The following is a 25,814-nucleotide window of genomic DNA, read 5'->3' on the forward strand; positions in this document are numbered from 1 at the left end:
GCAGCACCGGGGAGCGCGCGGCATCACTTCGATATCTCTTGGACCGCCTATGCAATTGACTGTCATCGAACATGCCGGCAAGCCCGTCAAATCGAGGACGTCGGTCGAGTTCCGCCCCCCCGGCGGCACCATCGGCCGCAATGCCGACAATCAACTGGTGCTCCCCGACGAGACGCGCCAGATTTCCCGGCTTCAAGCGCTACTGCAAATCGACGGCACGCATTGCGTGCTGAAGAACCTGAGCAGCGTCTCGATCGTTCAGGTCAACGATGTCCCGTTGGCCTGCGCGCAGGAGCAGCCCGTCCGAACCGGCGACGCGATTCGTATCGGGCCTTACGTCCTGCAAGTGGACGAACCCACGGCCATGTCCAGCGACGCCAAGCCTGCGGCTCAAGACACAGCTGCGCCATTGCCGGACCGGAAAGAGCGTGCGCAAAGCGGCAGCGTCCTCGAGATTCCGACGGACCCGTTGGCGCTGTTCGCCTTGATCGATGGCGCGCGCGGCGCCGGCTCCGAAAGGGGACGCGCCGCAAGCGCGCCTGCCCGCGCGTCGACAAGGACCGATCGCTCGCCGCAGCAGATACCGTCAGTCTCCGCGCACGGTCTACACCAGACGCACGACGAGCCCGTCGCAGACGAAACGGCGACGCTCGGCGGGGACGGTTCGCGATCGCGTGCGCGCGGCTCCGAGCAAGCCGAAACATCGAACGTCGCGAACGAACCAGACGGCAACGAACGACACTCGGCTGACGCACTGCTGGCAGCCTTCCTCAAGGGCGCGGGGCTCGACAAAGCCACCTGCGATTGGTCAACCGAGCAGTTGAAAACGGCTGGCCAATTGCTTTCGCTCTTTGCGAATGGCACCGTCGAACTGCTGTCCTCACGCAGCATTCTCAAGCGGGAAGTGAAGGCCGACATGACCGTCCTGCTCGATCGCGAAAACAATCCGCTGAAGTTGCTCCCCGACGGCAGCGCCGCCCTGCGGCAAATGTTCGGCCTGCCGTTCCCCGGTTTCATGACGCCGGCCAGTGCGGTTGAAGATGCCTTCCACGACTTGCACGCACATCACATCGCCATGGTGGCGGGTATGCGTGCCGCGCTAATGGATTTGCTCACGCGGTTTTCGCCGGCACAAATCGAGAGCCGCGCCGGCACGCAAAGCCGTCTTGAGCGCTTGCTGCCGTTGGCCCGCGCCGCCAGGCTTTGGAAGCGCTACACGGATCTGCATGGCGACACTGTGCTGGCGGTGGAAGACGACTTCAGCGCGGTGTTCGGCAGAGCGTTCCTGAGCGCCTACGACGAGGAAGTCAAAAGCTACCATGCGCGTCGGCAGCCGAGGCGCGCGCGCGAGACATGAATGTTTCATGCGCGCACTTCACGGGCGCCGGCACGAGGGCAAACAATCAGGACTGCGTGGGATTTCAGGTGTCCGATGATCGCGCATGCTTCGTCGTCAGCGACGGCGTAGGCGGCGCGGCCGGTGGCGAGTTGGCGGCACGCTACGCCGTCGACGCGCTGCTCGCGTGCTGGCGCGCATCGCAGCGTCCCGTGGCCGAACTCGCCCCCGCCTGCGTCGGCGCAGCCAACGCAGCGATCCTGGCGCGGCAAGCGAACGACGACAGCCATCGTCAAATGAGCGCGACTGTCGTCGCGTTGTTTCTGGATCGGCGCGAGGCGACCGCGCAATGGGTTCACGTTGGTGACAGTCGCCTCTATCGTTTTCGCCGGGGCGCTCTGGTCGACCGAACGCGCGATCACAGCGTGACGCAGCAGCTTGCCGACGCGGGTTTTCCGGCCAATGGCGTGAGCGCCCATTTTTTGCATATGGCGCTCGGCATGCAAGGCCCGCTCGCGGCCAGCGAGAGCGGCGTGCACTCGTTGCAGGACGGCGACGTTTTTCTGCTGTGCACGGACGGTTTTTGGCAGATCGTACCCGAAAGCACGATCGAACATCGGCTACGTATCGTGCAGTCGGTCGACGACTGGGCGTGTTTGCTCGAACATGAAGCGTCCCGCCACCCCGGCAATCAACAAAGCGCCGACAACTACTCGGCGCTCGCCGTCTGGATCGGATGCCCGGAGAACGTCACGCTCGTGAGCGTGCGCCCCTAGCGCCGCCTGTCGATCGATGCACTCGCTCGACAGGCTCGCCCTCAAGCGAGAACGTGTGCGATCGCCTCCGCCACCGGCGCAACGTTGCGCTCGTTCAACCCCGCCACGCACATGCGGCCCGAACGCAGAATGTAGACGCCATATTGCTCGCGCAGACGATCGACCTGCTCCGCGTCGAGCCCAGTGTAGGTGAACATGCCGCGTTGCTTGATGTAGCGCGACAAGGCTTCGCCCGAGAGATGCGCGCTCAAGCGGTCGTGGATCGCTACACGCATGTCGGCAATTCTGCGGCACATCGCGGCCAACTCATCGCGCCACATCTGATTCAACGCCGGCGTCGTCAATACCTTCGTCACAATTTTCGCGCCGTGGGTGGGCGGATTGCTGTAGTTGGAGCGAACGGCGCTCGTCATCTGGCCCAATACGCGATCGGCTTCTTCCGCGCTCTGGCAGAGCACGCTGAGTCCGCCACACCGTTCGCCATAGAGCGAGAAATTCTTCGAGAACGAGTTGGCTACCAGCATGGGCACGCCGCGGCGCGTGAGTTCGCGCACGGCGAAAGCATCGTCATCGAGGTTGCTGCCGAAGCCCTGATAGGCGATATCGACGAACGGCAGCAGTTCGCGCTTTTGCAGCACGTCGATCAACTGTTCCCATTGCGCGTTGCTCAGATCGACGCCGGTCGGGTTGTGACAGCAGGCGTGCAACACGACAATGCTCCGCGGCGCCAACGCATCGATTGCCGCCAACATGGCGTCGAACCTGAGGCCGCCCGTTGCATCGTCGTAGTACGGATACGTGTTGACCGTGAAGCCGGCGCGCTCGAAGATGAAGCGGTGGTTTTCCCAGGTCGGGTCGCTGACCCATACCTGCGCCTGTGGGAAATAGCGCTTCAGGAAATCGGCGCCGACCTTCAACGCGCCCGAACCCCCGAGCGTTTGCACCGTTGCAATGCGCTTTTCAGCGCGAGCGGCGCATTGTTCGCCGAATACGAGCGCCTGCACAACGTCGCGATAAGGCGCGAAGCCCGACATCGGCAGATATGGCTTGGGCCCGAGGTCGTTCAGCATCGACGCTTCGGCTTCGCGTACAGCCTTCATGACCGGCAGCCGCCCGTCATCGTCGAAATAGATGCCGATACTGAGGTTGATCTTGTCCTGTCGCGGGTCTTTCTGGAAATTCTCGTTCAGCGTCAGGATAGGGTCGCCGGGGTACGCGTCAACGTGTTCGAACATGATCAATGTCGCTTGATAGGAAGAAGACCGATAGTAACGCCAGGAGGACAGGACGCAGTTGGAGCTGGGGCTGCCGTCTGCGCGCGAGGGCGAGCACAGTGTACGTTCGAACGCGGGAAATAAAATTTCGCAATCGGTGCGGGGAAACACCGATTTCGAGGCAGAAATTGCGCGACGCGGCCTATTGGCATGCGCAAGTGCGCGTCTCATGGGAGGCGCTACGGCAAACCGACGTGGTCCGGATCTGAGCCAGATCAAGGCACAGCAATCCTAAAGTGGCAACATGCCGTGAAGACGAACACGATCCCTACGCGCTAAAAGGAAGGCCGTCATGCACGCAGATCCGAACCTTCAACACGACCTCATGCAAATCAGGGCAGCGATCTCATTGCTCGAACAAACGCGGGCGTATCTGTCGCTGCCCATGCCCAACAGCGACCCTGCCTATTGGAAGGCCCGGCTCAAAACCGCCCTAGACACGAGATCGCATGACGCACTGGCAGACCAGCTGGCCGCGGAATTGTGCCGACGGATCGACCGCATGGAGCACGCCGCGTCGATCAAGCATTAAGCGCGCCGCGAAACGGCCCACATCTCAAAGCAGGATAAGGCTCGGCAAGTCGAGGATATGGATTTCGCTCGTATGCACGTCGAGGATCCCTCGTCGATGCATACTCTGCAGCACGCGGCTGACGGTTTCCGTTTTGAGGCCCAGGTAGCAGCCGATTTCGCTACGCGTCATCTTCAGCACGAATTCGACAGCCGAATATCCACGCCCGCGCCATCGGTCCGACAGATCAAGCAGAAACGCGGCGACACGCTGTTCCGCCGTCATCGATCCGAGCATCACCAGCGCCCCGCCACCGCGCACAATGGCGGCGCTCAACATCCGATGCCAATGCCGGCCCATGCTCCGGACTCGCTCGCTTAGCGATTCAAGCACGCTGGAAGGGACGACGCAGACCGCGCTGTCTTCGAGGGCAATGGCGTCGGATGAATGAGCCCCGCCGTGCATGGCAGACAGCGCCATGGCGTCGCCGGGAAAATAGAACCCCGTGATCTGTTCGCGCCCGTCGGCGAGCACCATCGACTTTTTGAACGAGCCGCTGCGAACCACATAGAGGCTGGTGAAGCGGTCGCCCGCACGAAATAGCGTTTCGCCTTTTTTCACGCGATGATGCGCGAGTTCCAGCGCGGCGAGATGCTCGCGCTTGGCGGGACGTTCCGATTGCATGGCACAAGCGCGCCGGATCGCGCAATCGCGACAGGATTGACTCGGCTTGGCAGCCGGCTTGGTTTCTATGGCAGTGGCCGGGGTCGAGACCGTCGGCTCTGCGAAAAGCGTCTCTGCGCAGGACATGATTGCCTCCTTTGTCGCAAGGACAACTTTCCGTTCAGCGCCAACCGCTCAACAGCCCCCGCGTCTTTCTGTGATGCCATCATGAATGGGCGCCGCAAGGTGCGCTATCGGCGTCAGACGATCCTCTTGTAGGAATCGGGAGCCTGCCATCGGAGAATTCCGACGAAAGACACCGCAGCGGCGCCGCAATCGCTCAAAGCGCAGGGCCGGGAGCAGATCGAATCAAGGCGATCGTCGCCACCAGCCCCCCACCCTCCCGATTGGCAAGCTCAAGGCTGCCGCCGATCGCCCGCGTCAACTGCGCAGCGATAGCGAGCCCCAGACCCGCGCCGCCCGTGTCGCGGTTGCGCGAACTTTCCAATCGATAAAACGGCTGCAGAACCTGCTCGAGTTGATCCTCGGGGATGCCGGGGCCGCGATCGCGCACAGCCACACTGAGCTCGCCCTGCTCGTTACGCCACGCGCCGACCTCGGCGCCGCCGCCATACTTGATCGCGTTGTCGATCAGATTGCCGAGCACCCGCCGAAGCGCCTGCCTGCGAACCATTGCCGCCCCGCTGACAGATTCAGCCAACGTCACAGGCTTGCCCATATCCTGGTAGTCGAAGACAAGGCTTTCCAAAAACGCGCCGATATCCATGCGCACGGGGGCTTCCGATCCGCCATGCGCGCTGCGCGCATAAGCGACGCCTTCACGCACCAAGTGCTCCATCTCATGTAAATCACCGAGTAGCTTCTCCCTATCTTCGCTTTCCTCCAACGCTTCGGCACGCAAGCGCATGCGTGTGATCGGCGTCTGCAGATCGTGCGAAATCGATGCAAGGATATGCAGGCGTTCTTTCACGTGGCGGCCGATACGCTCTTGCATCGTATTGAACGCCGTCGCGGCTTGCTTCACTTCCACGGGGCCTTCTTCGCTCATGCGGGGGCCATCGGCCGTCGGCGTCATCGCTTCCGCCGCCCGTGCGAGTTGCGTCAACGGGCGCGTCGTCAAACGCACCGCCAACCACGTGCAGAACAGGAGCAGCAGCAGTTGCGAGAGCAGCACGATCGGCAACCATCGCGCGATCGGCGGCACACCGCGCGGCAAGACCTCCAGCGTAAGCGGCGCGCCGTCATGCAACGTGAAATGCACTTGATAGCGCTCCGGATGCATTGAAATCGTGTCGCCCTGCACGCGATAGCCGGGACCTACCTCTCTTTGAATCCGGTGCACCACTTCGCGCGAGCGCTGCGTGACGAGCGGCGTGCCCGGCTGACCGGGGCCCAGCAGAAACCGGTAATTGTCGCGTTGCAAACGGCCGATCCAATCGGCCCGCTCTGCAGCCGGCAAGCGATCGAGTACTGCAACCGACGTGCCCACTTCATGCTCCACCGAATCGAGCATCACCGTGGTGGCGCTTTCCTCGCGCTCGTAAAACATCAGCGCGAACGACAGCCCCTGCGCCAGCATCAAGCCCGCAAAAATAATGACGTACACGCGCGAGGCCATGCTGCGCGGCAGCCAGCGCTTGAAACCCACCGGGGCTATCGCGTTCACGCCCCTTCCCCATGCACGGTAACCGGCATGCTGAAGACATAGCCCTCGCTGCGCACGGTTTTGATATACGACTGCTCCCTGGCATCGTCTTCAAGGCGGCTACGAAGGCGACTGACCAGCAAATCGATGGAACGATCGAAATGCTCAGCGTCCCTGCCCTGCGTCAGATTGAGCAACTGGTCGCGCGACAACACCCGCTGAGGATGATCCAAAAACACGCGCAACAAGCGAAACTCCGCACCGCTTAGCGCAACGATCGTATTTTGCTCGTCGATCAGATGACGGGCAGTGGTGTCGAGCCGCCAACGTCCGAACGAAAGCGTGTCGGTCGTTTCGGTAATGCGCAAATTCGGCGGCAGCATGCGTGCCCGGCGTATCACCGCTTTGATACGCGCCAGCAATTCGCGCGGAGAAAACGGCTTCACCACGTAATCGTCGGCGCCCATTTCGAGGCCGACGATGCGATCGGTTTCGTCGTCGCGCGCCGTGAGCAGCAAGATCGGTGTGGCTTTGTGCTTGCCGCTGCGCAAGGTGCGACATAGCACGAGACCGTCGTCGCCCGGCATCATGATGTCGAGCACGATCAAGTCGAAGGCCGAGGTATCGAGCTGCGCGAACATCTCGCGGCCATTCACGGCAGCGCTCGCGCGCAGCCCGTTCTTGCGCAGGTATTCGACGACGCCGGTTCGAATTTCACGGTCGTCGTCAACGACGAGAATATGGTCGATATGTTCCATCGCGTTCTTACATCGTTGTGATCCGTAGTGTCATCCGAATCGCGCCGTATGCTTTGCCGAGCAACTCGACAATGCGTCGTTCGGTCTGCTCGTAGTCGCCCTCGCCATAGTGGCGATACACCACGCGGCCATTCCGGTCGATCAGATAAACCGCTGGCCAATAGCGATTGCCGTAGGCGTTCCAGATACGGGACTCATTATCCACCGCAACGGGCCACATGATCCCATAGCGGCGCAGCGCGTCCTGCAATGCCGCCGCGTCGCGCTCTTCCGCGTATTCCGGCGTATGCACGCCGATCACCTGAAGGCCGCGCTTCGAATACGTGTCATAGAGCGCTTTGGTATGCGGCAGCACATGAATGCAATTGATGCATTCGCGCGTCCAGAACTCGACAAGCACCACCTTGCCGCGCAGCGCATCGAGCGTAAGCGGTGCCGAGTTGTACCAGCCATCGGCCCCGGCGAAGTCGGGCGCAATCGTGTCGGTCGATGTTTGCTGCGCGGGTGCAGCGGACCAAGGGCCGGTCCATAGCGCCAGCGACGCTGCGCACGATATGGCCAGTCCGGCCGCAAGACGCGGATAAGTCATGAGTTGCCTCATCGATGTGGTTGGCGTTGATCGTCGGCTACGCGCTACGCGCCGCCATCAGCACTATTGAAATCCCGCTTCTTATCGCGCGCGTATCCGCTTTCCCATCGTTTTGTATCCGTTTGTACAAGTCCGCCGCCGCCCACTGCGCGGTGGCCAGCCGGGTTTTGTATCGGAATGTATCCGGGACGGCCCGCGACACATTCCGATTCTCTTTTGACCCTGCCGCGATACAAGCGCGATACGCCGCAGCGGTTTCATATGCACACCGGCCGACCCTTCCCGAGAGGCCTCCACTTAACCCACAAGGAAACCGATCATGTCCATTCTCTACACCGCCAAGACCTACACGACGGGCGGCCGCAATGGCCAATCGCGCAGCGACGACGGCCGCCTCGACATTGTGTTGTCCGCTCCGGGCTCCAACGGCGCGGGCACCAACCCGGAGCAACTGTTCGCCGCGGGCTGGTCGGCCTGTTTCATCGGCGCGATGACGCGCGCGGCCAAAGAGATCGGCCTCGCATTGCCCGCCGATGTGTCGGTCGCAGCCGAAGTCGATCTGGGCTCCGATGCCGAACAAGGCTATTTCCTGCAGGCGCGCCTGAACGTCACGCTGCCTGGGCTCGAGCGTGCGGCGGCGCAGGCCATCGTCGATCGCGCCCACCAGCTTTGCCCCTATTCGAAGGCGACGCGCGGAAACATCAACGCAGTCGTTACCGCACTCTAAATTCTTTCACTTTTATTTCTTACTTCTTTCATTTTTCCTTATACGTCTTGAAGGAGATCACCATGAAACGCACCTATGCGGCGCTGGCCGCCTCGCTGGCCCTGGGCCTTGCCTGCTCGTTCTCGAGCGCGCAGGCCGACGAGCAATCGGCTCAGCCGTCGGCGTCGGCCGCCAGTTCTCAGGATCCCTGGGGACCGCTGAAACATGTTCATGCCGGCGTGCTCGATGTCGCCTATGCCGAAATGGGGCCGGCCGACGGGCCCGCCGTGATCCTTCTGCACGGCTGGGCCGTACGACATTCACAGCTACGAAGCAGTGGCCCCGGCGCTGGCGGCGAAAGGCTATCGCGTCCTCGTGCCGTACGCTCGCGGTTACGGCGAGACGCGCTTTCTCTCCGATCGCACCGAGCGTAACGCCGAACCCGCCGCCCTCGCGCAAGACGTGATCGACTTCATGGATGCGCTTCATATTCAGAAGGCCGTATTCGGCGGCTTCGACTGGGGCGCGCGCTCGGCCGATATCGTCGCCACCCTCTGGCCCGAACGCGTCAAAGCATTGGTGACTGTCAGCGGTTACCTGATCGGCAGCCAGGAAGCCGGCAAGGTGCCGTTGCCGCCCGCGGCCGAATTGCAATGGTGGTACCAGTATTACTTCGCCACCGAGCGCGGCCGCATTGGCTATGGAAAATATCGTCACGATTTCGCCAAACTGATCTGGCAATTGGCGTCGCCGAAATGGAAGTTCGACGAAGCGACTTTCGACCGCAGCGCAGCCGCACTGAATAACCCGGACCAGGTGGCCATTGCCGCACATAACTACCGTTGGCGACTCGACCTCGCCAATGGTGAAGCAAAATACGCTGCCCAGGAAAAACGCCTCGCACAATTCCCGCCCATCACCGTGCCGACAATTGCGTTGGAAGGCGATGCGAACGGCGCACCGCATCCGCAGCCGGAAGCTTATGCCAAGCGCTTCGCAGGCAAGTATCAGTTCCGTCTGGTGACCGGCGGGATTGGTCATAACCTGCCTGAAGAAGCCCCGCAAGCTTTCACGCAGGCGATTATCGACGCCGATCATCTTTGATCGAATCGATCCGAAAGTTTGAGAAGGCCGCCGCGGCTCAGTAAGCGTGTGGTGTTTTAGCCGCTGATGCTCAGCGCATGAAAAGGTGCAACCCGTGCGTCAGCGGTGCAACATGCGGCACCCAGAGCGGCCGGGCAAACCAGCCCGCCGCCGCCCACCCCAGCGCGACGACGATCAAATCGCAGTGACCGCTCTTCCATAGATTCAACGAATGCCGCTTCCAGATCCACGGCACGCCGAGCGGATTCGGCCAATCGGCGAATAGATGCGTGAGGCCGCCACACGCGAAGCCGAACAATGTTGCCGCGGCGTAAGGATGGGCGTGGCCCAGCGAGTGGTAAGCGAAGACAAGGGCCGCCACCCACCCGATTCCCCAATGCGTCACCGTGCGGTGCGTGATCCAAAGCCGTCGGGCGCGGCTCCACCAGGCCACTTCCAACCAATCGGGCGCCGTGCCTCCGGCAACGCCGGCTGCGCAAGCGACGAAGGCACCCGCGTGCCATGGCCCGGCCGCGCCTGCGGCGGCGACAAGCGCGGCCGCCATGATTCCTGCCGCCCAGCCGAGAGCGTGATGTGCGCCGTGAGATGCCATACCGTCGATGTGCGCGCGATACCAATGACAAAGGGACGGTATTGTCGCAGAGCGACACCGTCTCGCGCCACTACTGAGGTCTTACCCCATACAGAACGCGCGCTTGAGCTACATCAAACTCATCGCCCCACCGGGCAGTAGGGTATGCATATGGATCGAATGCGGTGCGAAAACATGTGTCGCTTCGAACATATACGCACGCGGGCCACGAAAAACCCACGCGATATGTTCTATAAACCAGGAAACGATAAAAGTTCGGGGGTACGCCATGGGTACGTGGCTCAAACGCGTCGTTCGCGGGCAATACGCAGTGCTTTTCGCCGCGGCGCTGCTTAGCGTCATCACCGACAACGCCGAGGCGGTGCCGGCCTTCGCAAGGCAAACCGGCTTGGCGTGCGTCGCCTGCCATGTGAGCTTTCCCGAGCTGACTCCGTTCGGCCGGTTCTTCAAGTTGACCGGCTACACGTTGACGAACAATAAAACGATTCCGCTCGCGGCCATGCTGCAGTTCTCCAACACGAATACGCGGACGATCGACAACAACAACTACGATTTCGTGCGCAATAACGACCCGACGTTGCAACAGGCGAGCATCTTCTACGGCGGCCGAATCGCCGGGCCTGTAGGCGCTTTCGTGCAATGGACTTACGACGGCATCGAACACCACAGCGGCATCGACAACACCGATATCCGCGCCGCCGGCCACTTCACCCAAGGCGATATCGATTTCATCTACGGCATGACGCTGAACAACAATCCGACCGTATCGGATGTCTGGAACAGCACGCCGGCGTTCGGATACCCGTACGCGTCGAGCAGTGTCTCGCTGACGCCGATGGCCAGCACGCTGATCGACGGCGGGCTAGCGCAACAAGTGGCCGGCGTCACGGCTTACGCGTTCTGGCAACGCAGCATCTATGCGGAGTTCGGCCTTTATCGCACGGCGGACAAGATGTTCTCGTTCCTGCGTGCAGGACAAGACACCGCGAGCCCCGGTGGCGTCGCGCGCCTGTCGGGCAGCAATCCCTACTGGCGGCTGGCCTACAACGCCGAGTGGGGGCCGCACTCACTCATGCTGGGTACGTATGGCCTGATCGCCGACAAGTACCCCGACAACACGATTCCCGTATCGCCCACCGATCGCTTCACCGATATCGCCTTCGATACGCAATACCAATACCTGACCTACACGCATTCGATTACCGCGCAAGCTACGTGGATTCACGAGAAGCAAAGTTGGGATGCGAGTTTCTCCAGCGGCGGCATCGGCGAGGGGCCGACGCCGTCGAATTCGACGGATACGCTCAACACGTTCAAAGCCAAAGCGTCGTACTACTTCCACCGAAAGTATGGCGCCACGGTCGCTTACTTCCAGACGACGGGCAGCACCGATGCAGGGCTCTACGGATCGGCGCCTGTCACAGGCAGCGCAAACGGAACGCCGAATTCCAACGGCATCACCCTCGAAGCCGATTACTTACCGATACCCCAGGTCAAGCTATCGGTGCAGTACACATGGTTCCTGAAGTTCAACGGAGCCCGCTACAACTATGACGGCAACGGGCGCAATGCGAGCGACAACAATACGTTGTATCTGCTTGCATGGCTGGTGTTCTAGTCAAAACCATCAAACGGCCGCACACCATGAAACGACTGCTCCGTTACTCATCGACCGCCCTGCGCGTATCCGCTCTGTTGCAGGTCGCCGCTGCCACACTGGCATTCTGGTCCGCTCCTTCGGCGCATGCGCAAGACGGCGCACGCCTCGCACAGCAATTGTGCGCGGCGTGCCATGGCATACATGGAGACAGCAAATCGCCGATGTTTCCCAAGCTCAACGGACAAACGCACGACTATCTCGTCGCTCAATTGAAGGGCTTCGGGCAACATCAGCGCGGGGAGTCCGACGCGCGATCGTATATGTGGGCGATCGCCTCGCAACTCGACGATCCGACCATTGCTTCGTTGGCCGACTATTTCTCGCAGCAGGCGCCGACTGCCGGCGGCGGCACTGCGGATGCCGCACTCGTCGCGCAAGGCCAAATGATCTTCGAACAAGGGCTGCCCGATAAAGGGGTGCCGGCCTGCGCGTCGTGTCACGGCGCGCAGGGCCAGGGAAACGCGCAATTCCCTCGGCTCGCGGGCCAGCATGCCGACTACCTGATGCGCCAGATCGAGGTCTTTCAGAACGGCACCCGAGCGAACGCGCCGGTAATGTCGGCCGTGGCGCATACGCTTGGCAAAGACGACGCGAAAGCCGTGACGGCATTTCTTCAATCGCGATAAGGCTGTACGCGCCGAGTCGTTATGTGATGTCACAGGCGTAAACATATCTGCTCGGCAAATGCGCGGATCACGTCTTCATTTCTGGTCAAAAACGTCCACTGCCCCATTCTCGTGGAAACGACAAGTTGCGCCTCGACCAACCTCGCGAGATGCGCCGACACGGTCGATTGCGACAAGCCACTGCGCTCGCCAATCAGATGCGCCGGTACACCATGGCGGAAATCGAAATGCCCCTGCACGAACACCTCGTTGGGCGTGCGCAGCCATGCCAGGACATCTCGTCGAAAAGGGCTCGCGAGAGCCTTATGAATCAGATTCGCATTCATTGTGATGGCGCCAATGCCCCGTGTCGTCAGAACATGTCTGCGATCTGGCCGGACTCCACTTCTCGAGCGGCGTCGCCCTGACTGAGCCGCGCCGGGATGAACGGTCCCGTGATCATGCCCGCGTAGCTTTGGCCCGGCCCCACCATAGGAAAGACGTCCGCATTTTCGTCGATCATCACTTCGAGGAAAGCGGGCCCGTCAAATTCGATAAACGCTCGAAGCTGGGCCTCGAGGTCATCGACCGCGTCCACGCGACAAGCAAATTCGAAGCCATCGGCTACGGCCGCCATCACAAAATCCTTGCGATGAAGCGCCTTGTCGCTCACAAACATCCGGCCGTCGAAGAAAAGACGCTGCCACTGACGGATCATCCCGTCACCTCGGTTGTTGAGCAGCAGTACCTTCACGGGAATGCCATACGTGCATGCGGTTTCCAGTTCGCCGATATTCATGCGAATGCTGCCGTCACCGTCGATGTCGATGACCATGGCATCGGGCCGCGCCAATTGAGCACCGATTGCGGCAGGCAGGCCGAAGCCCATTGTTCCCATGCTGCCCGAGGTCAGAAAGCTGCGCGGCTCGACGAAGTCGAAGAACTGTGCCGCCCACATCTGATGCTGCCCGACACCCGTGCTGACAATCGCGCGCCCGCCCGTCATCTCGCTGAGTTGCTCTATGACGCGCTGCGGCTGGATCGAAGCCGAGCGGCGGTCATAGTTCATGCCGAAACGACGCTTGAACCCGACCGCTCGTTTGCGCCAATCGGAGGGTGGCCTCACGAACACGTCGTGCTCCATCAGCGAAATCAAGGCGTCCCTCGCGTTGCCCACGTGGCTCCACTGAGCCCGCTTTACCTTGTTGATCTCCGCTTCGTCGATGTCGATGTGCGCTACGTACCGCGCAGCCGGTGCGAACCTCTCGGGGTGTCCACCGACGACCCGGTCGTCGAATCGGGCTCCCACCGCGATCAGGAAGTCGCAATCTTCGACGGCGTAGTTTGCGCAGGCAGCACCATGCATGCCGAGCATGCCGAGCCAAAGTTCGTGCTTGGAAGGGAGCGCGCCAAGCCCCATGAGCGTCGTGACGACAGGGATGCCGTAGCGCTCCGAAAATTGCCGTAGTTCGATCGTGGCGCCCGCGGCGATGACGCCCCCGCCTACGTACAATAGCGGCCGCTCGCTGCGCCCGAGCAACTCGAAAAATTCGCTGCGCTTGCGCTCGTCCAGATAAGCGCCCTTTGCCACCATTCGAAGGCGATCGGTGTATCCTCGAAACTGCAACGTGCCTTGTCCAAGATACGGCCCGGTCCAGTTTTGGACGTCCTTGGGCACGTCCACAACGACCGGCCCGGGGCGGCCCGTGCGCGCGATGTCGAACGCGCTTCGCAGCGTCTGCTCCAGTTTCCGCGGATCGGTAACGAGAAACACCTGCTTCGCGCAGGCGGACATGATGTTGAAGACGGGCGCTTCCTGAAACGCATCCGTGCCGATCATGGCGCGCGGAACCTGTCCGCATATCAACACGACCGGCACCGAATCGCCATTGCAGTCGGCAATCGGCGTCACGGCGTTGGTCGCCCCAGGGCCGGACGTCACCATGAACACGCCGACCTTGCCGCTGGCCCGCGCGTATCCGGCCGCCATGAAGCCAGCCGCCTGTTCATTGGCCGGCACGATGAACCTGATCTGGCGTTCCGGGTTTGCCTTGTGCATTTCATTGAAGCGAAACACGGCGTCGTACGTCGGCAGAATCGCGCCGCCGCTGTATCCGAACAGCGTATCGACGCCTTGCTCCGCAAGCACCTGCAGGATAATGTCGGCGCCGGACATCAAGTCGCCGGCAGGCACGGGGGCCGGGCGGACCGGCGCAGTGACGGTTGGTCTTTGGGTCATGGCTGAATCGCAAGGAAGGCGGTGCCGAAAGCCGGCTCCGAAATTAAAACGGTCGCTGATTCGACAGCGATTGAGCAATACGCCCGACGAAGCTTTCGCCAAGATCCTCCCTCACCAAAGACAAGGCCAAATGAATACCGGCGCTCACCCCGCCCGCCGAATAAAGATTGCCGTCTTTCAAGCAATTGGGATGGGTCATGACATGCACGCGCGGATGCTCGCTTGCGAGACGTTGTGCATCACACCAACGCGTGGTCAACCAACGATGATCGGCAAGACCGGCGCGCGCGAGCAAAAAGGCGCCATTGGACACAGATGCGATCTTTTGCGCACGGCGCCCGTTTTCATTGAGCCAATGCACCAATTCCCGATGCTCGCCCTCCGCGCCCACGACCGGGGATCCTGGTATCACGACAATGTCGAACGAGGTGCGCGCATCCGCCAGACACGCTGTCGTCCCCACCGCCGTTCCGTTCGAGCAAACGACGGGGCCGGGCGAAGGCCCGACGAGATGTTGCTCATAGAACTTCCCGCCGCACAGACGGTTTGCCTGCTGAAACACATCCATCGGGCCGCTGACCTCCAGCAGCCGAAACCCGGCATATAGCATCATCGCGACACGCATTCGGCATTACTCCGCAAACGCAGCGGCGAGGACGGCCGACTGTCTTGCCGAGTGCGCCGATTGGCTCCCGGGCGCCGTGGAAGCCCCTGCTTCGGGGCCCGCATACATCAGCGCGATCCCGGGCGGCATGACCTCGCGCAACCGCGGTTCCACGAAACTCCATGCGCCCTGATTGCGCGATTCCTCCTGACACCACACCACCGATTTCAGGTTCGGATACCGCGCCAGTTCCGCGGCGAGCTGCGTGGAGGGAAACGGATACAACTGCTCGACGCGAACGATCGGTGTGGCGGCCATGCCGGCCGTACGGCGATATTCGAGCAACTCGTAGTAGACCTTGCCTGATGTCAGGATGATGCGCTCGACCATGGAAGCCGAAATCGTCTCACTGAGCGCGCCCTCGGTCAGAATTTCGTGGAACGCACCGTGCGCTAGCTCGTCGAGTGCGCTCACCGCTGCCGGATGCCGCAGCAGCGACTTCGGTGTCATGACGATCAAAGGCCGTCGATCGAAGACGAGCCCCTGCATCCTCAGCATGTGGAAGAGCTGCGCGGGCGTGGTGGGTTGAATCACACGCATGTTGTCTTGCGCGCTAAGTTGCAGATACCGTTCGAGCCTCGCCGATGCATGTTCCGGGCCCTGCCCTTCCTGCCCATGAGGCAGGAACAATGTCAACGCGCTGCGCTGCCCCCACTTCGCTGCGCCGGCCGCGATGAACTGGTCGATGACGACCTGCGCGCCATTGGCGAAGTCGCCGAACTGGGCCTCCCACATCACCAGTGCGTTGCGGTGTACCGTCGAGTAGCCATATTCGAAGGCCAGCACCGCGGCCTCGGAGAGCACCGAGTTCGTTACGGTGAACCGGCCTTGCATCTCCCCGACGTGCGCGAGCGGAATGAATACGCCGTCCGCCCGGCTCGTTCGTCTTTGGTTGTGCAGAACCGCGTGACGCTGATTGAAGGTACCTCGTTCGCTATCCTGCCCGCTCAGTCGAACGTCGACTCCCGCACCAAGCAACGAGGCAAACGCCAGTTGCTCGGCCATCGCCCAATCGACAGGCTTCGTTCCAGCCGCCATCTCGCGACGGGCGGCCACCATCCTGGCTACGAGCGGATGAAGCTCATACTCTTGCGGAACGCTCGATATCCGCTGCGCGAGGCTCCGCACTTGCTCGGCCGACAGCGCAACGTCGCTCGACGGTCGGGATTGCGCTTCAATGGACGGCGACCGCACGGCGGCCTCATGCGTCGAAGCCGATTGCGGCGCGGCCGTGTCGCGCGCCCGCTCGAGACTATCGCGATGTCGCTGAACATAGCCCTCGACTTCGGCAGACGTCACCGTGCCCTGCTCGACAAGCTTGCGGGCGTATAGCGTCTTCACGCCAGGATGGGCTGCGATGGCCCGATACATCAGTGGCTGGGTGATGCCCGGCGTGTCCTGCTCCTGATGGCCGTGCTTGCGAAAGCAGACCAGATCGATCACGACGCTGCGCTTGAACTGCGTACGGTAGTCGAGCGCGAGACGTACCGCCATGACCACCGCCTCCGGATCATCACCGTTCACGTGCAGCACCGGCGCCTCGATCATCTTGGCAATGTCGGTCGAGTAGAACGACGAGCGCGTGTCGCGCGGGTCGGAAGTCGTGAAACCGATCTGGTTGTTGACGACCACATGGACGGTCCCGCCCGTGCCATGTCCGCGGGTATAGGACAGGCTCAACGTTTCCATCACGACGCCCTGCCCGGATATCGCCGCATCGCCGTGAATCTCAATCGGCAAAATATGGCTTGCATCCGCACCATCCAACGTTTCCGCCTTCGCACGCGCCATTCCCTGCACCACCGGGTTGACGATTTCCAGATGGGAGGGATTGAATGCCAGCACGACTTCGACCGGCCCTGCTTCGGTTTGCGCGACGCCGCTAAAGCCCTTGTGATACTTGACGTCGTCGGCCTGAAGCGTGCCGGCACCCTTACCTTCGAATTCGTCGAACAACGCATGGTGAGGCTTGCCCACAATGTTGACCAGCACGTTCAAGCGCCCGCGGTGCGCCATGCCCATGACCACCGAGCGCACCTTCTTCGAGGCCCCGTACCGGACGAGTTCGTCAAGCAAGACGATCAGCGATTCGCCTCCTTCCAGGGAAAATCGCTTTTGCCCGGCATAGCGTGTATGCAAGAACTTCTCGATGCCTTCGGCCGCCACGAGTCGTTCGAGAATCCGACGCTTTTCATCGACCGACAACGAAGGTTTGGCGCGCGTCGATTCGAGCCTCAGTTGCCACCAACGCTGCTCGTTCGCATCCGTTATATGCGTGAATTCGGCGCCGAGCGTGCCCGTATAAGTGTCCTCGAGCGCAGCCACGATTTTCCGAAGGGCTACATCCTCCTCGAAAAGAAACGTATCGGCCGTGCTGAATTGAGTGGACATATCCGCGGCGGTCAAACCGTAATACGCGGGTGTGAGTTCGGCCAAAGCTCGCGGCGGCGTCCATTGCAGCGGGTCCAGGTTTGCCGTGCGCGTGCCCACCGTTCTGAACGCGGTGATGAGCGACTGCACCGCCACCTGCTTTCTGGCGAGCGCCAAGCCACTGTCCGCCGGCGCGGCAGCACGGTGCGGCCGTTTGGCCATCTCGATGAAGCTGGATACGACCGGCCCATGCGGCTCGTCATCGCGATCGCTGCCGTCGATGGCCGGCGTTTCGCGCAATGCGTCGAAATAGGCGCGCCACTCGTGCGTCACCGATGCCGGGTCGGCCAAATAGAGTTCGTACTGCTCTTCGACATAAGGGGCGTTGCCCCCGAACAAGAATGAGGTTTGACGTTCGCGAAGCAACATGATCAGTCCGTCCCGAAGTGGCACGCGGTTTCGACTTCCGCCGCAATTGCAATGTGGCGACCGTGACGCTGCACCCCGGCCAATCGAATGTCCAACCAGGCTCCGCACGATCTTGCGTCACGTCCGGCCTTATCGCCGGCCGGCCGTGTACTCGAGACCAAGTCTAGTGAGTGGTCGCCACAGCGCAAACCCGTACGTGGCGCTGTCACAGGCCAACTACAGTGCAATTTTGGCCATCTCGCGCGGGCGGCCTCATTGGCCATCGGGCCGGCCGACGAGGCGGGAATAACCGGTCGCTTTGTTACGCAGACGCAAAAGTCATTTACCGGACGCGGTGGCCCCGCCTTTCGGCCGTTGCGGTAAGCTTGCGCAACGCTCGTGATTGCGAGCTATTGCGCCGATTCGAACGTCGCCCGCAAGCTTCGCCCCGTGGTGTAGAAACGAAGCATCCCCCACATTTGTGAAAGGTCTCGCATGGAAGTCGCCATTGTCGTATTCGATGGTGTGCAGGCGCTGGATGTTGCCGGCCCGCTGGACGTATTCGCGGAAGCCAACACCTACCTCCCGGAGCATGAAAAATATGAGGTATCCCTCGTGGCTCACCGGGCCGGCCCGGTGACCTGCTCCAACGGGATGCAACTGTCCGCCCGTTTCGGTTTCGCGGATCGCGACGTTCAATATGACCTGATTCTCGTCGCCGGAGGGCCGCAACTGCCGGACTCGCCGCCATCCAGCGAGTTGATTCTGTGGCTGCAACAGCAGGCGCAAGGCGCCGCGCGCTTCGGCTCCGTATGCAACGGCACGTTTCTGCTCGGACGTGCGGGTCTGATCGACGGGAGAGAGGTCACGACCCACTGGGCGGTAGCGGCGCGGCTGGCCGCCGAGTTCCCGTCGGCTCGCGTTCAGCCCGACAGGATCTTCATTCGCGATGGCCGATTGTTCACTTCCGCCGGCGTCACCGCGGGTATTGATCTGTGCCTGTCGTTCCTGTCGGAAGATTGGGGACACGAAATGTCGGTGCGGGTTGCGAAGCAATTGGTTGTCTACATCCAGCGCGAAGGCGGGCAATCGCAATACAGCCCATTCGTGTCGGCGAGCAAGGACGAGGATCCGATCATCGGCAAAGTCCATCAATATGTGACTGAGCACATCACCGATATGCTGTCGATCGAGGAGCTGGCGAGCGCCGTATCGGTAAGCCGCCGGACGTTCTCCAGGCTGTTCGCGAAGTATGCGAAGGTGACGCCATCCGCATTCGTCGAGCAGATTCGCGTCGACACAGCCAGGAAGCTGCTGGAAAGTTCGGATGCACCGCTCAAGACCGTTGCCTTTCAATGCGGCTTTCGCAGCGCCACGCACATGCGGATGACTTTCTCGCGCCGGCTCAACGTAACGCCCGCGCAATACCGACAACGATTCCGGGGTCCCGCCGGCTCCCCGCAGCCGACCCGCACCGGCGCCGCGGAGCAGATCGGTGCGCACGGCCTCGCGCATTCCTGAACGTCGGTGCGCATCGACCTATGGCGAACTACGCACGCCCGTCGCATCCACATCTTGCAGGTGCGCATTATTGCGAAGCGCCTCGGTGACGAATTCCACGAAGGCGCGAACCTTTCCGCTGGCGCCCCGCCGCTCCACATGAAGCAGGTTCACCGGCGTGGGCTCGGGCTCGAACGCTGTCAGCACGGGCTGCAGGCTGCCGTCGCGCACCTCGGGAGCCGCCTGATACGACAACAACTGCGTGAGTCCGACGCAGTCGACCGCCGCAGACACGGCAGCCGGCACCAGATCGACGATCATCCTCGGCCGAAGGCGGACGGGGAGCCTCACTCCGCTATCGTTGAATACCCACTCGAGCGGAAGCGATACGCCCGTGCATGACACGCAACTGTGATCGATCAGGTCTCGGGGATGCATGGGTTCCCCGTGTGCAGCGAGGTAAGCGGGGGCCGCGTAGGTTCGTCGGCGCACAAACCCCAACGGCACGGCGAATATCGACGAGTCGCCCAGGTGTCCGATTCGAATCGCGATGTCGACCCCCTCTTCGAGCAGCCTCGTGGTGCGATCGACATACACGGCATTGACGCGAACCTCCGGATAACGCAACGCAAAAGCGTTCACGAGCGGCGCAACGAACCGCTGGCCGAATAGCACGGGGGCGGAAAGCGTCAGCGTGCCCACAGGGTTCCGATGATCGATCGCAAGATTCGCTTCAACGTCCGTGATCGCGTCCAACACCTTCCGGCACGCCTCGACGTACGTCGTGCCCGCATCGGTCGCCCGGACGGTGCGCGTGGTGCGTGCAAGCAGTTGGGCGCCGACGCGTTCTTCCAGTGAATTGATCGCCCGCGAAACCGCCGCGGTCGACAAGCCGAGCTTGTCCGACGCGCTGGTAAAGCTACCTTGATCGACGACGGCGACCAGCACCTCCATCTCACGTAATCTGTCCATTCCAATCCCCAATTCCGTTGCCGGAGGTCACATAGGCCCATTGTAGGTAGCGCATGCGTGTCTGATCCCCCCAAAACGTCGAATGGCTCGAAATAGACGAAGAATGGCCAACGACAGTCCGCTTCGAAATGTCATGAAGCCGCTGCTCATGCTGCGGCCCGACTGCCGCATTCATCATTTCCGCCAGCCGGAAAAAGACTCTTTCGATAAACAACGTCTGTAGGAGTGCGTGCCGCTGCCCTGGCACATTTCGCTCACTCATTGGCCCAAAACTTCACGCGCTTTGGCTTTGGGAAATTGGGCACATCTTCGACAATCAATCCCGTCACCACGCGGCCGCACAGGCCAAACACCCCGTTCGCTTCGGCTGCGCCGGTTCATTCCCCGCAGCGCGTCGGGACGACCTAGCGAGAGAGAACCCGTCATGTTTTCAGCCATGCTTGAAGTCAAACCGGTCCCCGAGCAATTCGATGCCTACCTCGGTATGGCGAAGATGCTTCGACCTGAGCTCGAACAGATCGATGGGTTCGTCGACAACACGCGTTATGCAAGCCTGACACGGGACGGGTGGCTGCTCTCGTTGTCGAGCTGGCGCGATGAGAAGTCGCTCGTGCGTTGGCGCACCACGACGAAGCACCACAAGGTGCAGCAAGCCGCGCGTGACCGCGTGTTTGAGGATTACCACCTGCGCATCGGTCAGCTGATCGCCGATACACAAACACCCCCGGGGCAGGTCTTGCAGGAACAGCGTTTGGACGTCACCGAGGTCGGCGCGGGCAAAGCCGTGATGCTGCTCGATGCGAAGCGCGCGCCCGAATGGCCCAAGCAGGTCGGAGCGCAAGCCGTTGCCGCATCGTTCGGACTCGTGGCGGATGCACCCGGCCTCGTTGCGTGGGACGCTTTCGATGCGCTGATGGCGCCCGGCGAAGCGATCGTCGTGGCAACGTGGATCGATCAATCCGCTGCGGAGGCCTTCGAACGCGCGGCGCAACTGCCACACGACGTGCGCCTTCGGCATATCCGGGTGATTCGCGAGTACGGGATGTTCGATCGTCGAGAAGCACCACAGTACTTTGAAGACGTTCGTCCCGCGGCCCAACCCCGATGAACACATCCGCCCCCTCGCTCACTGCAACGGAGCCGACAATGGCATCGACGGCAGCGCTCGTTCCCATGCGAGAGCCAGAGACCCCCGCACCTCCGGGCGTCAAACAAGCCACGTTATCGCTGCGCGTCGCTGTCGGCCTTATCGGGATGCTGCTCGCATCGCTGCTGGCGATACTGAACGAACAGGTGACCGCTCAAGCGATGGTCGATATCCAAGGCGCGCTTTCGATCGGACATGACGACGGCACCTGGCTGACTGCCCTGTTCGAGGCAACCAACGTCGCGACGATGGTCTTTGCCCCTTGGTTCGGCATCACCTTCACGTTGAAGCGATTCACGATCGGCGCCGTGCTCGCCACGCTGCTCTTCGGCGTACTGTGCGCGTTCGCACCGAATCTGCCTGCGCTTTATGTGCTGCGTGTCCTGCAAGGGATCGCGGGCGGTTGCCTCCCGCCGATGTTGATCATCGTGGCCCTGCGCTATCTCCCCCCCAAGGTCAAGCTTTACGGACTCGCCGGGTACGCACTGACTGCGACGGTCGGACCGGCTCTCGGGACGCCGCTCGCGGCGTTGTGGACGGAGTATGTCAATTGGCGCATGGCATTTCTTCAAGTCGTGCCGCTCGGCATGGTGAGCTGCATCGCGATCCAATGGGGGCTGCCTTCGGACCCGCTCAAGCTCGAGCGATTCCGCTCGTTCGACTGGGCCGGCTTTCTCACGGGGTTTCCGGCCGTGGCCATGCTCGTAACGGGCTTGCTGCAGGGCGAGCGTCTCGACTGGCTCGGTTCCGAATTCATTCGCGCGATGTTCCTTGGAGGCACGCTGCTGTTCGCCACGTTCCTCGTCAACGAATGGTTTCACCCGCTGCCCTTTTTCAAGCTTCAAATGCTGTCTCGCCGTAACTTCACGCATGGACTCCTGACACTCGGCGGCGCAGTCGTGTTATTGGTCGGCGTCGCTGCGATACCGGGACACTATCTCGCCGCGGTGCACGGTTACCGACCCTTGCAAACGACCCCTCTGTCGTTGCTCGTGGCAATGCCGCTCCTGATCACGCTTCCATTGACGGCGGCTGTGCTCAACCTTCGGCAGGTCGACGTGCGATGGATCCTGTCCATAGGGCTTGCACTGATGCTGGCGACATGCCTGATGGGGAGCTTCATGACCTCGGAATGGACCCGCGACAACTTCTACTGGCTTCAATCCTTGCAGATCGTGGCGCAGCCCATGGTGATCATGTCGATCCTGATGGGCGTCACGACGGGCCTGCCGCCCACTGACGGCCCGTTCGCCTCGGCCATGTTCAACTCCCTCAAGACGTTCTCCGCAGCGGCGGCAACGGCGCTTATCGAAGGGTTGGGCACCCGCCGCGAGCGTTTCCATTCCAACGTGCTCGTCGATAGTCTGGGCAACCACATGCTCGTCACGAGCCAAAGCCTGGATGCCGCGCATCGCCTGCCCGAACTTGCGCACCGCATCCATAGCCAGGCACTGGTCCTGACATCGGCAGATCTCTATCGCGTCATGGCGGGAGTCGCCGTTGCCCTGCTTCTGCTCGTGCCGGTATTGCCGGTCCGAATCTACCCCCCGTGGAGCACTACGCCGCCCCGTTCCCATTAAGAGACGATGTCATGTCACCTGTTACCCATTCTCCTCTCAAGACTTTCGGCATTGCTGCATCGATTGCGGTGCTCGGCGCTGCCGCGTGGGGCAGCACGAAGCTGTTGTCGGCGCCCGATACCGAATCCACGAACGATGCCTACGTCCAGGCAGACTTTACGCTCGTGGCGCCGCGCGTTGCGGGTCAGATTGCCGATGTGCTGGTCGATGACAACCAATCAGTGAGCGCGGGCCAATTGCTGATCCGCATCGACGATCGCGATTTCCGCGTGGCGTTGCAAAGTGCTCAGGCGGACGTGGCGGCCGCCCAGGCGTCCGTTGCGAACTATGACGCCGAGATTGCACGGCAGCCCTCGCTCGTTGCACAGGCACGCGCAACCCTTAGCGCCGACGAGGCCAGCGTCGGGTTCGCACGCGCCAATGCGGCCCGTTACGAGAGCCTTTCGCGAGCCGGTGCGGGCACGACGCAGGAGCAGCAGCACACCGCGAGCGCACTGGCCGGGCAACTCGCGCAGCAGGCCCACGATCAAGCGGCTTTGGCGACGGCCCAGCAGAACCTCGATGTCCTGCGTGCGGGACGAGACAAGGCGGCAGGTGCTTTGGCGCGAGCCGAAGCGGCGCTCGCGCAGGCCAAATTGAATTTGTCGTACACCGAGATCCGCGCGCCGTTCGACGGCAAAGTCGGACGACGCTCGGCGCGTGCGGGCGCGTTCGTTACACCCGGCACGGCAGTGCTTGCGATCGTCCCGCTTTCGCAGGCGTACGTCGTCGCCAACTTTCAGGAAAATCAACTCGCCCGCATCCGCCCCGGAGAAAGCGTCACCATCAAGGTCGACAGCCTGCCCGGCGTCCTGATCCGAGGCCATGTCGATGGGTTGGCACCGGCAACCGGGGTGAGCTTCTCAGCCATCGCGCCTGACAACGCAACCGGCAACTTCACGAAAATCGTACAACGCGTACCCGTCAAGATCACGATCGACAGCGGGCAGCAGGCGGCGTCTGCGTTGAGCGTTGGGCTTTCTGTCGAAACGCAGGTGGCTGTCGGCCGGCAAAACGACGCGGCGGCACCGCAACGGAGCCGGATATGAGTACGCCCGCATTGTCCCTGCGCGATACGTTGCTGACGATATTGGCATGCCTCGTCATCACCGGCTGTACCTTGGGCCCGGACTTCGAACGTCCGGCCGCGACGACGCCCGATGTCTTCAGCCGCACGGCGCAGGCCCAGGCACCGAGCAAGCCCGTGCAATCCCGATTCAATCCGGATTGGTGGACCTTGTTCGACGATCCCGTGTTGAACTTGCTCGAAAAGCAATTGGCGGATGCGAACCTCGACGTCGCTGCGGCGTCGGCGCGTTTGCGCCAAAGCCGGGCGGAACGACGCGTCGCCGGTGCAGCGCAATATCCGACGCTGGACGTCGCCGCATCGTATGAGCGCGAGCGCGGCAGCGAGAACGGCATCCTGTCGTTGCTCGGCGTCACGCCAACGCAAACGCAGTCGGCTTCGGGCACCGCGCCGCTCGGGGTAACGGCGGTGCCGGGATCGAAGGGCTCGCCAGCGTACGACTTGTACCAGACGGGCTTTGATGCATCGTGGGAAATCGACATCTGGGGTCGCGTTCGACGCAGCGTCGAAGCCGCGACCGCGATGTCGGACGCGTCCTTTGAGGATCGAAACGCGGTGCTATTGTCTGCCCGTGCCGAACTCGCGCGAGATTACATCGAGTTGCGAGACACCCAATCATTGCTCAGGATTGCAAAAGAGAACCTCGATATTGCTCGCGATACGGTCAAGCTCACTCAGGTTCGCATGCGCGAAGGGGTCGCGACGGATCTGGATCTGGCCAACGCCTCCGCACAGGTCGAGTCGATTCAAAGTCAGATTCCAGTGCTTGAATCGAAGTGCGAGACGCAGATCAACGCGATCGGGATATTGCTTGGACAAGAACCGGGCGCCCTGAAGCAAAGCCTGAGCGATCCTCGCAAAGTTCCGGAGCTTCCCGTGCAGGTGCCGATCGGCTTTGCGTCAGAGCTCGTGCAGCGCCGGCCCGATATCCGAAAGGCCGAGGCTCAGTTGCATGCCGCTACTGCATCGATCGGCATGGCGAAGGCCGACTTCTATCCGCGCATTTCATTGAACGGCAGTGCGGGGTTCCAGAGTCTTCAGCTCACGAACCTGGCTGGTTGGGCATCGGGCCAGTTCATCGTGGGTCCTTCCATTACGCTGCCAATCTTCGAAGGCGGGCGTCTGCGAGGCGTGCTCCAACTGCGCAAGGCGCAACAGCAAGAAGCGGCGATCAACTATAAGCACACCGTGCTGGAAGCGTGGCGGGAGGTCGACGACGCATTGGTCCAGTACGACGCCGAGCAGCGCCGGCGCGATAGGTTGATCGCGGTGGTCGGGTTGAACCAGCGCGCGCTCGCCGTTGCGCAGCAGCGATACAAGGCCGGCGCAGTCGACTATCTGAACGTGCTCAATGTGCAGAAGCAACTGCTGGAAGCGCAAAGCGGCCTTGAGCGGAGCGAGGCGAGCGCCGACACCAATCTCGTTACGCTTTGCAAGGCACTCGGTGGCGGGTGGGAGTCCGTATACCCCGGCCAACAGGCTGCTCGTTGATGCTCGTCAAGATGGCGTGAAGTCCCGCGGATAGAAACGGTGCGGGGCAACACCGACAATCAGCGGGCGCGGCAACA

The 25,814-nt window shown here is 61.9% G+C and carries 22 protein-coding genes and 1 pseudogene; 12 read left to right on the top strand and 11 right to left on the bottom strand.

What is annotated here, in order from left to right; all coding sequences use genetic code 11:
- The first annotated feature begins 49 nt into the window (after positions 1–49).
- Both tagH and C0Z19_RS19055 read left to right on the top strand, forming a co-directional pair.
- The gene (tagH, locus tag C0Z19_RS19050) at positions 50–1,357 is read left to right on the top strand and encodes a type VI secretion system-associated FHA domain protein TagH (RefSeq protein WP_102611393.1); all 1,308 of its coding nucleotides are present in this window, start codon (positions 50–52) and stop codon (positions 1,355–1,357) included.
- Positions 1,354–2,112: a PP2C family protein-serine/threonine phosphatase gene (locus C0Z19_RS19055; RefSeq protein ID WP_102611394.1), complete on the top strand. Its 759-nt coding sequence runs from the start codon at positions 1,354–1,356 to the stop codon at positions 2,110–2,112. Before tagH ends, C0Z19_RS19055 begins: the two co-directional genes overlap by 4 nt.
- A 41-nt stretch (positions 2,113–2,153) precedes the next feature.
- On the opposite strand, the gene C0Z19_RS19060 is transcribed toward C0Z19_RS19055, so the two are convergent.
- Positions 2,154–3,347 carry an amino acid aminotransferase gene (locus tag C0Z19_RS19060; RefSeq protein ID WP_102611395.1) on the bottom strand — a complete coding sequence of 398 codons (1,194 nt, stop codon included), beginning with the start codon at positions 3,345–3,347 and terminating at the stop codon, positions 2,154–2,156.
- Positions 3,348–3,678: 331 nt separating this feature from the next.
- On the opposite strand from C0Z19_RS19060, the gene C0Z19_RS19065 reads away from it, so the two are divergent.
- The gene (locus tag C0Z19_RS19065; protein WP_102611396.1) at positions 3,679–3,918 is read left to right on the top strand and encodes a hypothetical protein; all 240 of its coding nucleotides are present in this window, start codon (positions 3,679–3,681) and stop codon (positions 3,916–3,918) included.
- Positions 3,919–3,942: 24 nt separating this feature from the next.
- Here the strand turns inward: C0Z19_RS19065 and C0Z19_RS19070 are convergent, their stop codons facing one another.
- The 4 genes from C0Z19_RS19070 to C0Z19_RS19085 all read right to left on the bottom strand — a co-directional run bounded on the left by C0Z19_RS19070 (position 3,943) and on the right by C0Z19_RS19085 (position 7,573).
- Positions 3,943–4,581, bottom strand: coding sequence for a cyclic nucleotide-binding domain-containing protein (locus C0Z19_RS19070; protein ID WP_233196203.1), 639 nt, complete (start codon positions 4,579–4,581; stop codon positions 3,943–3,945).
- 319 nt (positions 4,582–4,900) lie between these two features.
- Positions 4,901–6,247 carry a sensor histidine kinase gene (locus C0Z19_RS19075; RefSeq protein WP_321186858.1) on the bottom strand — a complete coding sequence of 449 codons (1,347 nt, stop codon included), beginning with the start codon at positions 6,245–6,247 and terminating at the stop codon, positions 4,901–4,903.
- Positions 6,244–6,984, bottom strand: coding sequence for a response regulator (locus C0Z19_RS19080; RefSeq protein ID WP_102611398.1), 741 nt, complete (start codon positions 6,982–6,984; stop codon positions 6,244–6,246). Before C0Z19_RS19080 ends, C0Z19_RS19075 begins: the two co-directional genes overlap by 4 nt.
- Positions 6,985–6,991: 7 nt before the next feature.
- The gene (locus C0Z19_RS19085) at positions 6,992–7,573 is read right to left on the bottom strand and encodes a redoxin family protein (RefSeq protein ID WP_102611399.1); all 582 of its coding nucleotides are present in this window, start codon (positions 7,571–7,573) and stop codon (positions 6,992–6,994) included.
- Between the two features lie 319 nt (positions 7,574–7,892).
- On the opposite strand from C0Z19_RS19085, the gene C0Z19_RS19090 reads away from it, so the two are divergent.
- Positions 7,893–8,300, top strand: a complete 408-nt coding sequence (locus C0Z19_RS19090; protein ID WP_102611400.1) for an organic hydroperoxide resistance protein — start codon at positions 7,893–7,895, stop codon at positions 8,298–8,300.
- A 62-nt stretch (positions 8,301–8,362) separates the two neighbouring features.
- A pseudogene (locus C0Z19_RS19095) lies at positions 8,363–9,383 on the top strand (alpha/beta fold hydrolase).
- 70 nt (positions 9,384–9,453) lie between these two features.
- Here the strand turns inward: C0Z19_RS19095 and C0Z19_RS19100 are convergent.
- Positions 9,454–9,975, bottom strand: a complete 522-nt coding sequence (locus C0Z19_RS19100) for a metal-dependent hydrolase (protein WP_102611401.1) — start codon at positions 9,973–9,975, stop codon at positions 9,454–9,456.
- A gap of 409 nt (positions 9,976–10,384) precedes the next feature.
- Here C0Z19_RS19100 and C0Z19_RS19105 point away from each other — a divergent pair, with 409 nt between their 5' ends.
- Positions 10,385–11,593: a cytochrome C gene (locus tag C0Z19_RS19105; protein ID WP_102611462.1), complete on the top strand. Its 1,209-nt coding sequence runs from the start codon at positions 10,385–10,387 to the stop codon at positions 11,591–11,593.
- Positions 11,594–11,619: 26 nt separating this feature from the next.
- Positions 11,620–12,261 carry a c-type cytochrome gene (locus C0Z19_RS19110; protein WP_102611402.1) on the top strand — a complete coding sequence of 214 codons (642 nt, stop codon included), beginning with the start codon at positions 11,620–11,622 and terminating at the stop codon, positions 12,259–12,261.
- 29 nt (positions 12,262–12,290) lie between these two features.
- Here the strand turns inward: C0Z19_RS19110 and C0Z19_RS19115 are convergent, their stop codons facing one another.
- Genes C0Z19_RS19115 through C0Z19_RS19130 form a run of 4 tightly spaced genes read right to left on the bottom strand, consistent with a single transcriptional unit; the run spans position 12,291 to position 17,942 of the window.
- Entirely contained in the window at positions 12,291–12,587 is a 297-nt protein-coding gene (locus tag C0Z19_RS19115) for an ArsR/SmtB family transcription factor (RefSeq protein WP_102611403.1), read from the bottom strand.
- A 26-nt stretch (positions 12,588–12,613) separates the two neighbouring features.
- Positions 12,614–14,479: a biosynthetic-type acetolactate synthase large subunit gene (gene ilvB / locus C0Z19_RS19120; protein ID WP_175083976.1), complete on the bottom strand. Its 1,866-nt coding sequence runs from the start codon at positions 14,477–14,479 to the stop codon at positions 12,614–12,616.
- A gap of 43 nt (positions 14,480–14,522) precedes the next feature.
- Entirely contained in the window at positions 14,523–15,092 is a 570-nt protein-coding gene (locus C0Z19_RS19125; RefSeq protein WP_233196205.1) for an AraC family transcriptional regulator, read from the bottom strand.
- A gap of 18 nt (positions 15,093–15,110) precedes the next feature.
- Complete coding sequence (locus C0Z19_RS19130; protein WP_102611405.1) at positions 15,111–17,942, bottom strand: 2-oxoglutarate dehydrogenase E1 component; 2,832 nt, start codon at positions 17,940–17,942, stop codon at positions 15,111–15,113.
- 474 nt (positions 17,943–18,416) lie between these two features.
- Between C0Z19_RS19130 and C0Z19_RS19135 the strand changes: the two genes are divergently transcribed.
- On the top strand, positions 18,417–19,442 hold the full coding sequence (locus C0Z19_RS19135) for a GlxA family transcriptional regulator (protein WP_102611406.1): 1,026 nt from the start codon (positions 18,417–18,419) through the stop codon (positions 19,440–19,442).
- A gap of 18 nt (positions 19,443–19,460) precedes the next feature.
- Here the strand turns inward: C0Z19_RS19135 and C0Z19_RS19140 are convergent, their stop codons facing one another.
- Positions 19,461–20,393: a LysR family transcriptional regulator gene (locus C0Z19_RS19140; protein WP_102611407.1), complete on the bottom strand. Its 933-nt coding sequence runs from the start codon at positions 20,391–20,393 to the stop codon at positions 19,461–19,463.
- A 424-nt stretch (positions 20,394–20,817) separates the two neighbouring features.
- Here C0Z19_RS19140 and C0Z19_RS19145 point away from each other — a divergent pair, with 424 nt between their 5' ends.
- From C0Z19_RS19145 to C0Z19_RS19160, 4 genes are all read left to right on the top strand, one after another.
- Complete coding sequence (locus C0Z19_RS19145; protein WP_102611408.1) at positions 20,818–21,501, top strand: antibiotic biosynthesis monooxygenase family protein; 684 nt, start codon at positions 20,818–20,820, stop codon at positions 21,499–21,501.
- A gap of 65 nt (positions 21,502–21,566) precedes the next feature.
- The gene (locus C0Z19_RS19150) at positions 21,567–23,120 is read left to right on the top strand and encodes an MFS transporter (protein WP_233196210.1); all 1,554 of its coding nucleotides are present in this window, start codon (positions 21,567–21,569) and stop codon (positions 23,118–23,120) included.
- 11 nt (positions 23,121–23,131) lie between these two features.
- A complete protein-coding gene (locus C0Z19_RS19155) occupies positions 23,132–24,208 on the top strand; it encodes an HlyD family secretion protein (protein WP_102611410.1) in 1,077 nt (358 codons plus the stop codon).
- Positions 24,205–25,737 (top strand): efflux transporter outer membrane subunit, encoded by a 1,533-nt coding sequence (locus C0Z19_RS19160; RefSeq protein WP_102611411.1) that lies wholly within the window; start codon positions 24,205–24,207, stop codon positions 25,735–25,737. The genes C0Z19_RS19155 and C0Z19_RS19160 overlap by 4 nt, the downstream gene beginning before the upstream one ends.
- Positions 25,738–25,814 lie beyond the last annotated feature (77 nt).

This window comes from Trinickia soli (genome assembly GCF_002879855.1).
In the GTDB taxonomy this organism is placed as follows: Bacteria; Pseudomonadota; Gammaproteobacteria; order Burkholderiales; family Burkholderiaceae; genus Trinickia; species Trinickia soli.

What these genes read in the sequence shown, in the direction of transcription:
- tagH (WP_102611393.1), top strand. Translation starts at nt 50, where the DNA reads ATGCAATTGACTGTCATCGAACATGCCGGCAAGCCCGTCAAATCGAGG.
- C0Z19_RS19055 (WP_102611394.1), top strand. Translation starts at nt 1,354, where the DNA reads ATGAATGTTTCATGCGCGCACTTCACGGGCGCCGGCACGAGGGCAAAC.
- C0Z19_RS19060 (WP_102611395.1), bottom strand. Translation starts at nt 3,347, where the DNA reads ATGTTCGAACACGTTGACGCGTACCCCGGCGACCCTATCCTGACGCTG.
- C0Z19_RS19065 (WP_102611396.1), top strand. Translation starts at nt 3,679, where the DNA reads ATGCACGCAGATCCGAACCTTCAACACGACCTCATGCAAATCAGGGCA.
- C0Z19_RS19070 (WP_233196203.1), bottom strand. Translation starts at nt 4,581, where the DNA reads ATGCAATCGGAACGTCCCGCCAAGCGCGAGCATCTCGCCGCGCTGGAA.
- C0Z19_RS19080 (WP_102611398.1), bottom strand. Translation starts at nt 6,984, where the DNA reads ATGGAACATATCGACCATATTCTCGTCGTTGACGACGACCGTGAAATT.
- C0Z19_RS19085 (WP_102611399.1), bottom strand. Translation starts at nt 7,573, where the DNA reads ATGACTTATCCGCGTCTTGCGGCCGGACTGGCCATATCGTGCGCAGCG.
- C0Z19_RS19090 (WP_102611400.1), top strand. Translation starts at nt 7,893, where the DNA reads ATGTCCATTCTCTACACCGCCAAGACCTACACGACGGGCGGCCGCAAT.
- C0Z19_RS19100 (WP_102611401.1), bottom strand. Translation starts at nt 9,975, where the DNA reads ATGGCATCTCACGGCGCACATCACGCTCTCGGCTGGGCGGCAGGAATC.
- C0Z19_RS19110 (WP_102611402.1), top strand. Translation starts at nt 11,620, where the DNA reads ATGAAACGACTGCTCCGTTACTCATCGACCGCCCTGCGCGTATCCGCT.
- C0Z19_RS19115 (WP_102611403.1), bottom strand. Translation starts at nt 12,587, where the DNA reads ATGAATGCGAATCTGATTCATAAGGCTCTCGCGAGCCCTTTTCGACGA.
- ilvB (WP_175083976.1), bottom strand. Translation starts at nt 14,479, where the DNA reads ATGACCCAAAGACCAACCGTCACTGCGCCGGTCCGCCCGGCCCCCGTG.
- C0Z19_RS19125 (WP_233196205.1), bottom strand. Translation starts at nt 15,092, where the DNA reads ATGATGCTATATGCCGGGTTTCGGCTGCTGGAGGTCAGCGGCCCGATG.
- C0Z19_RS19130 (WP_102611405.1), bottom strand. Translation starts at nt 17,942, where the DNA reads ATGTTGCTTCGCGAACGTCAAACCTCATTCTTGTTCGGGGGCAACGCC.
- C0Z19_RS19135 (WP_102611406.1), top strand. Translation starts at nt 18,417, where the DNA reads ATGGAAGTCGCCATTGTCGTATTCGATGGTGTGCAGGCGCTGGATGTT.
- C0Z19_RS19140 (WP_102611407.1), bottom strand. Translation starts at nt 20,393, where the DNA reads ATGGACAGATTACGTGAGATGGAGGTGCTGGTCGCCGTCGTCGATCAA.
- C0Z19_RS19145 (WP_102611408.1), top strand. Translation starts at nt 20,818, where the DNA reads ATGTTTTCAGCCATGCTTGAAGTCAAACCGGTCCCCGAGCAATTCGAT.
- C0Z19_RS19150 (WP_233196210.1), top strand. Translation starts at nt 21,567, where the DNA reads ATGCGAGAGCCAGAGACCCCCGCACCTCCGGGCGTCAAACAAGCCACG.
- C0Z19_RS19155 (WP_102611410.1), top strand. Translation starts at nt 23,132, where the DNA reads ATGTCACCTGTTACCCATTCTCCTCTCAAGACTTTCGGCATTGCTGCA.
- C0Z19_RS19160 (WP_102611411.1), top strand. Translation starts at nt 24,205, where the DNA reads ATGAGTACGCCCGCATTGTCCCTGCGCGATACGTTGCTGACGATATTG.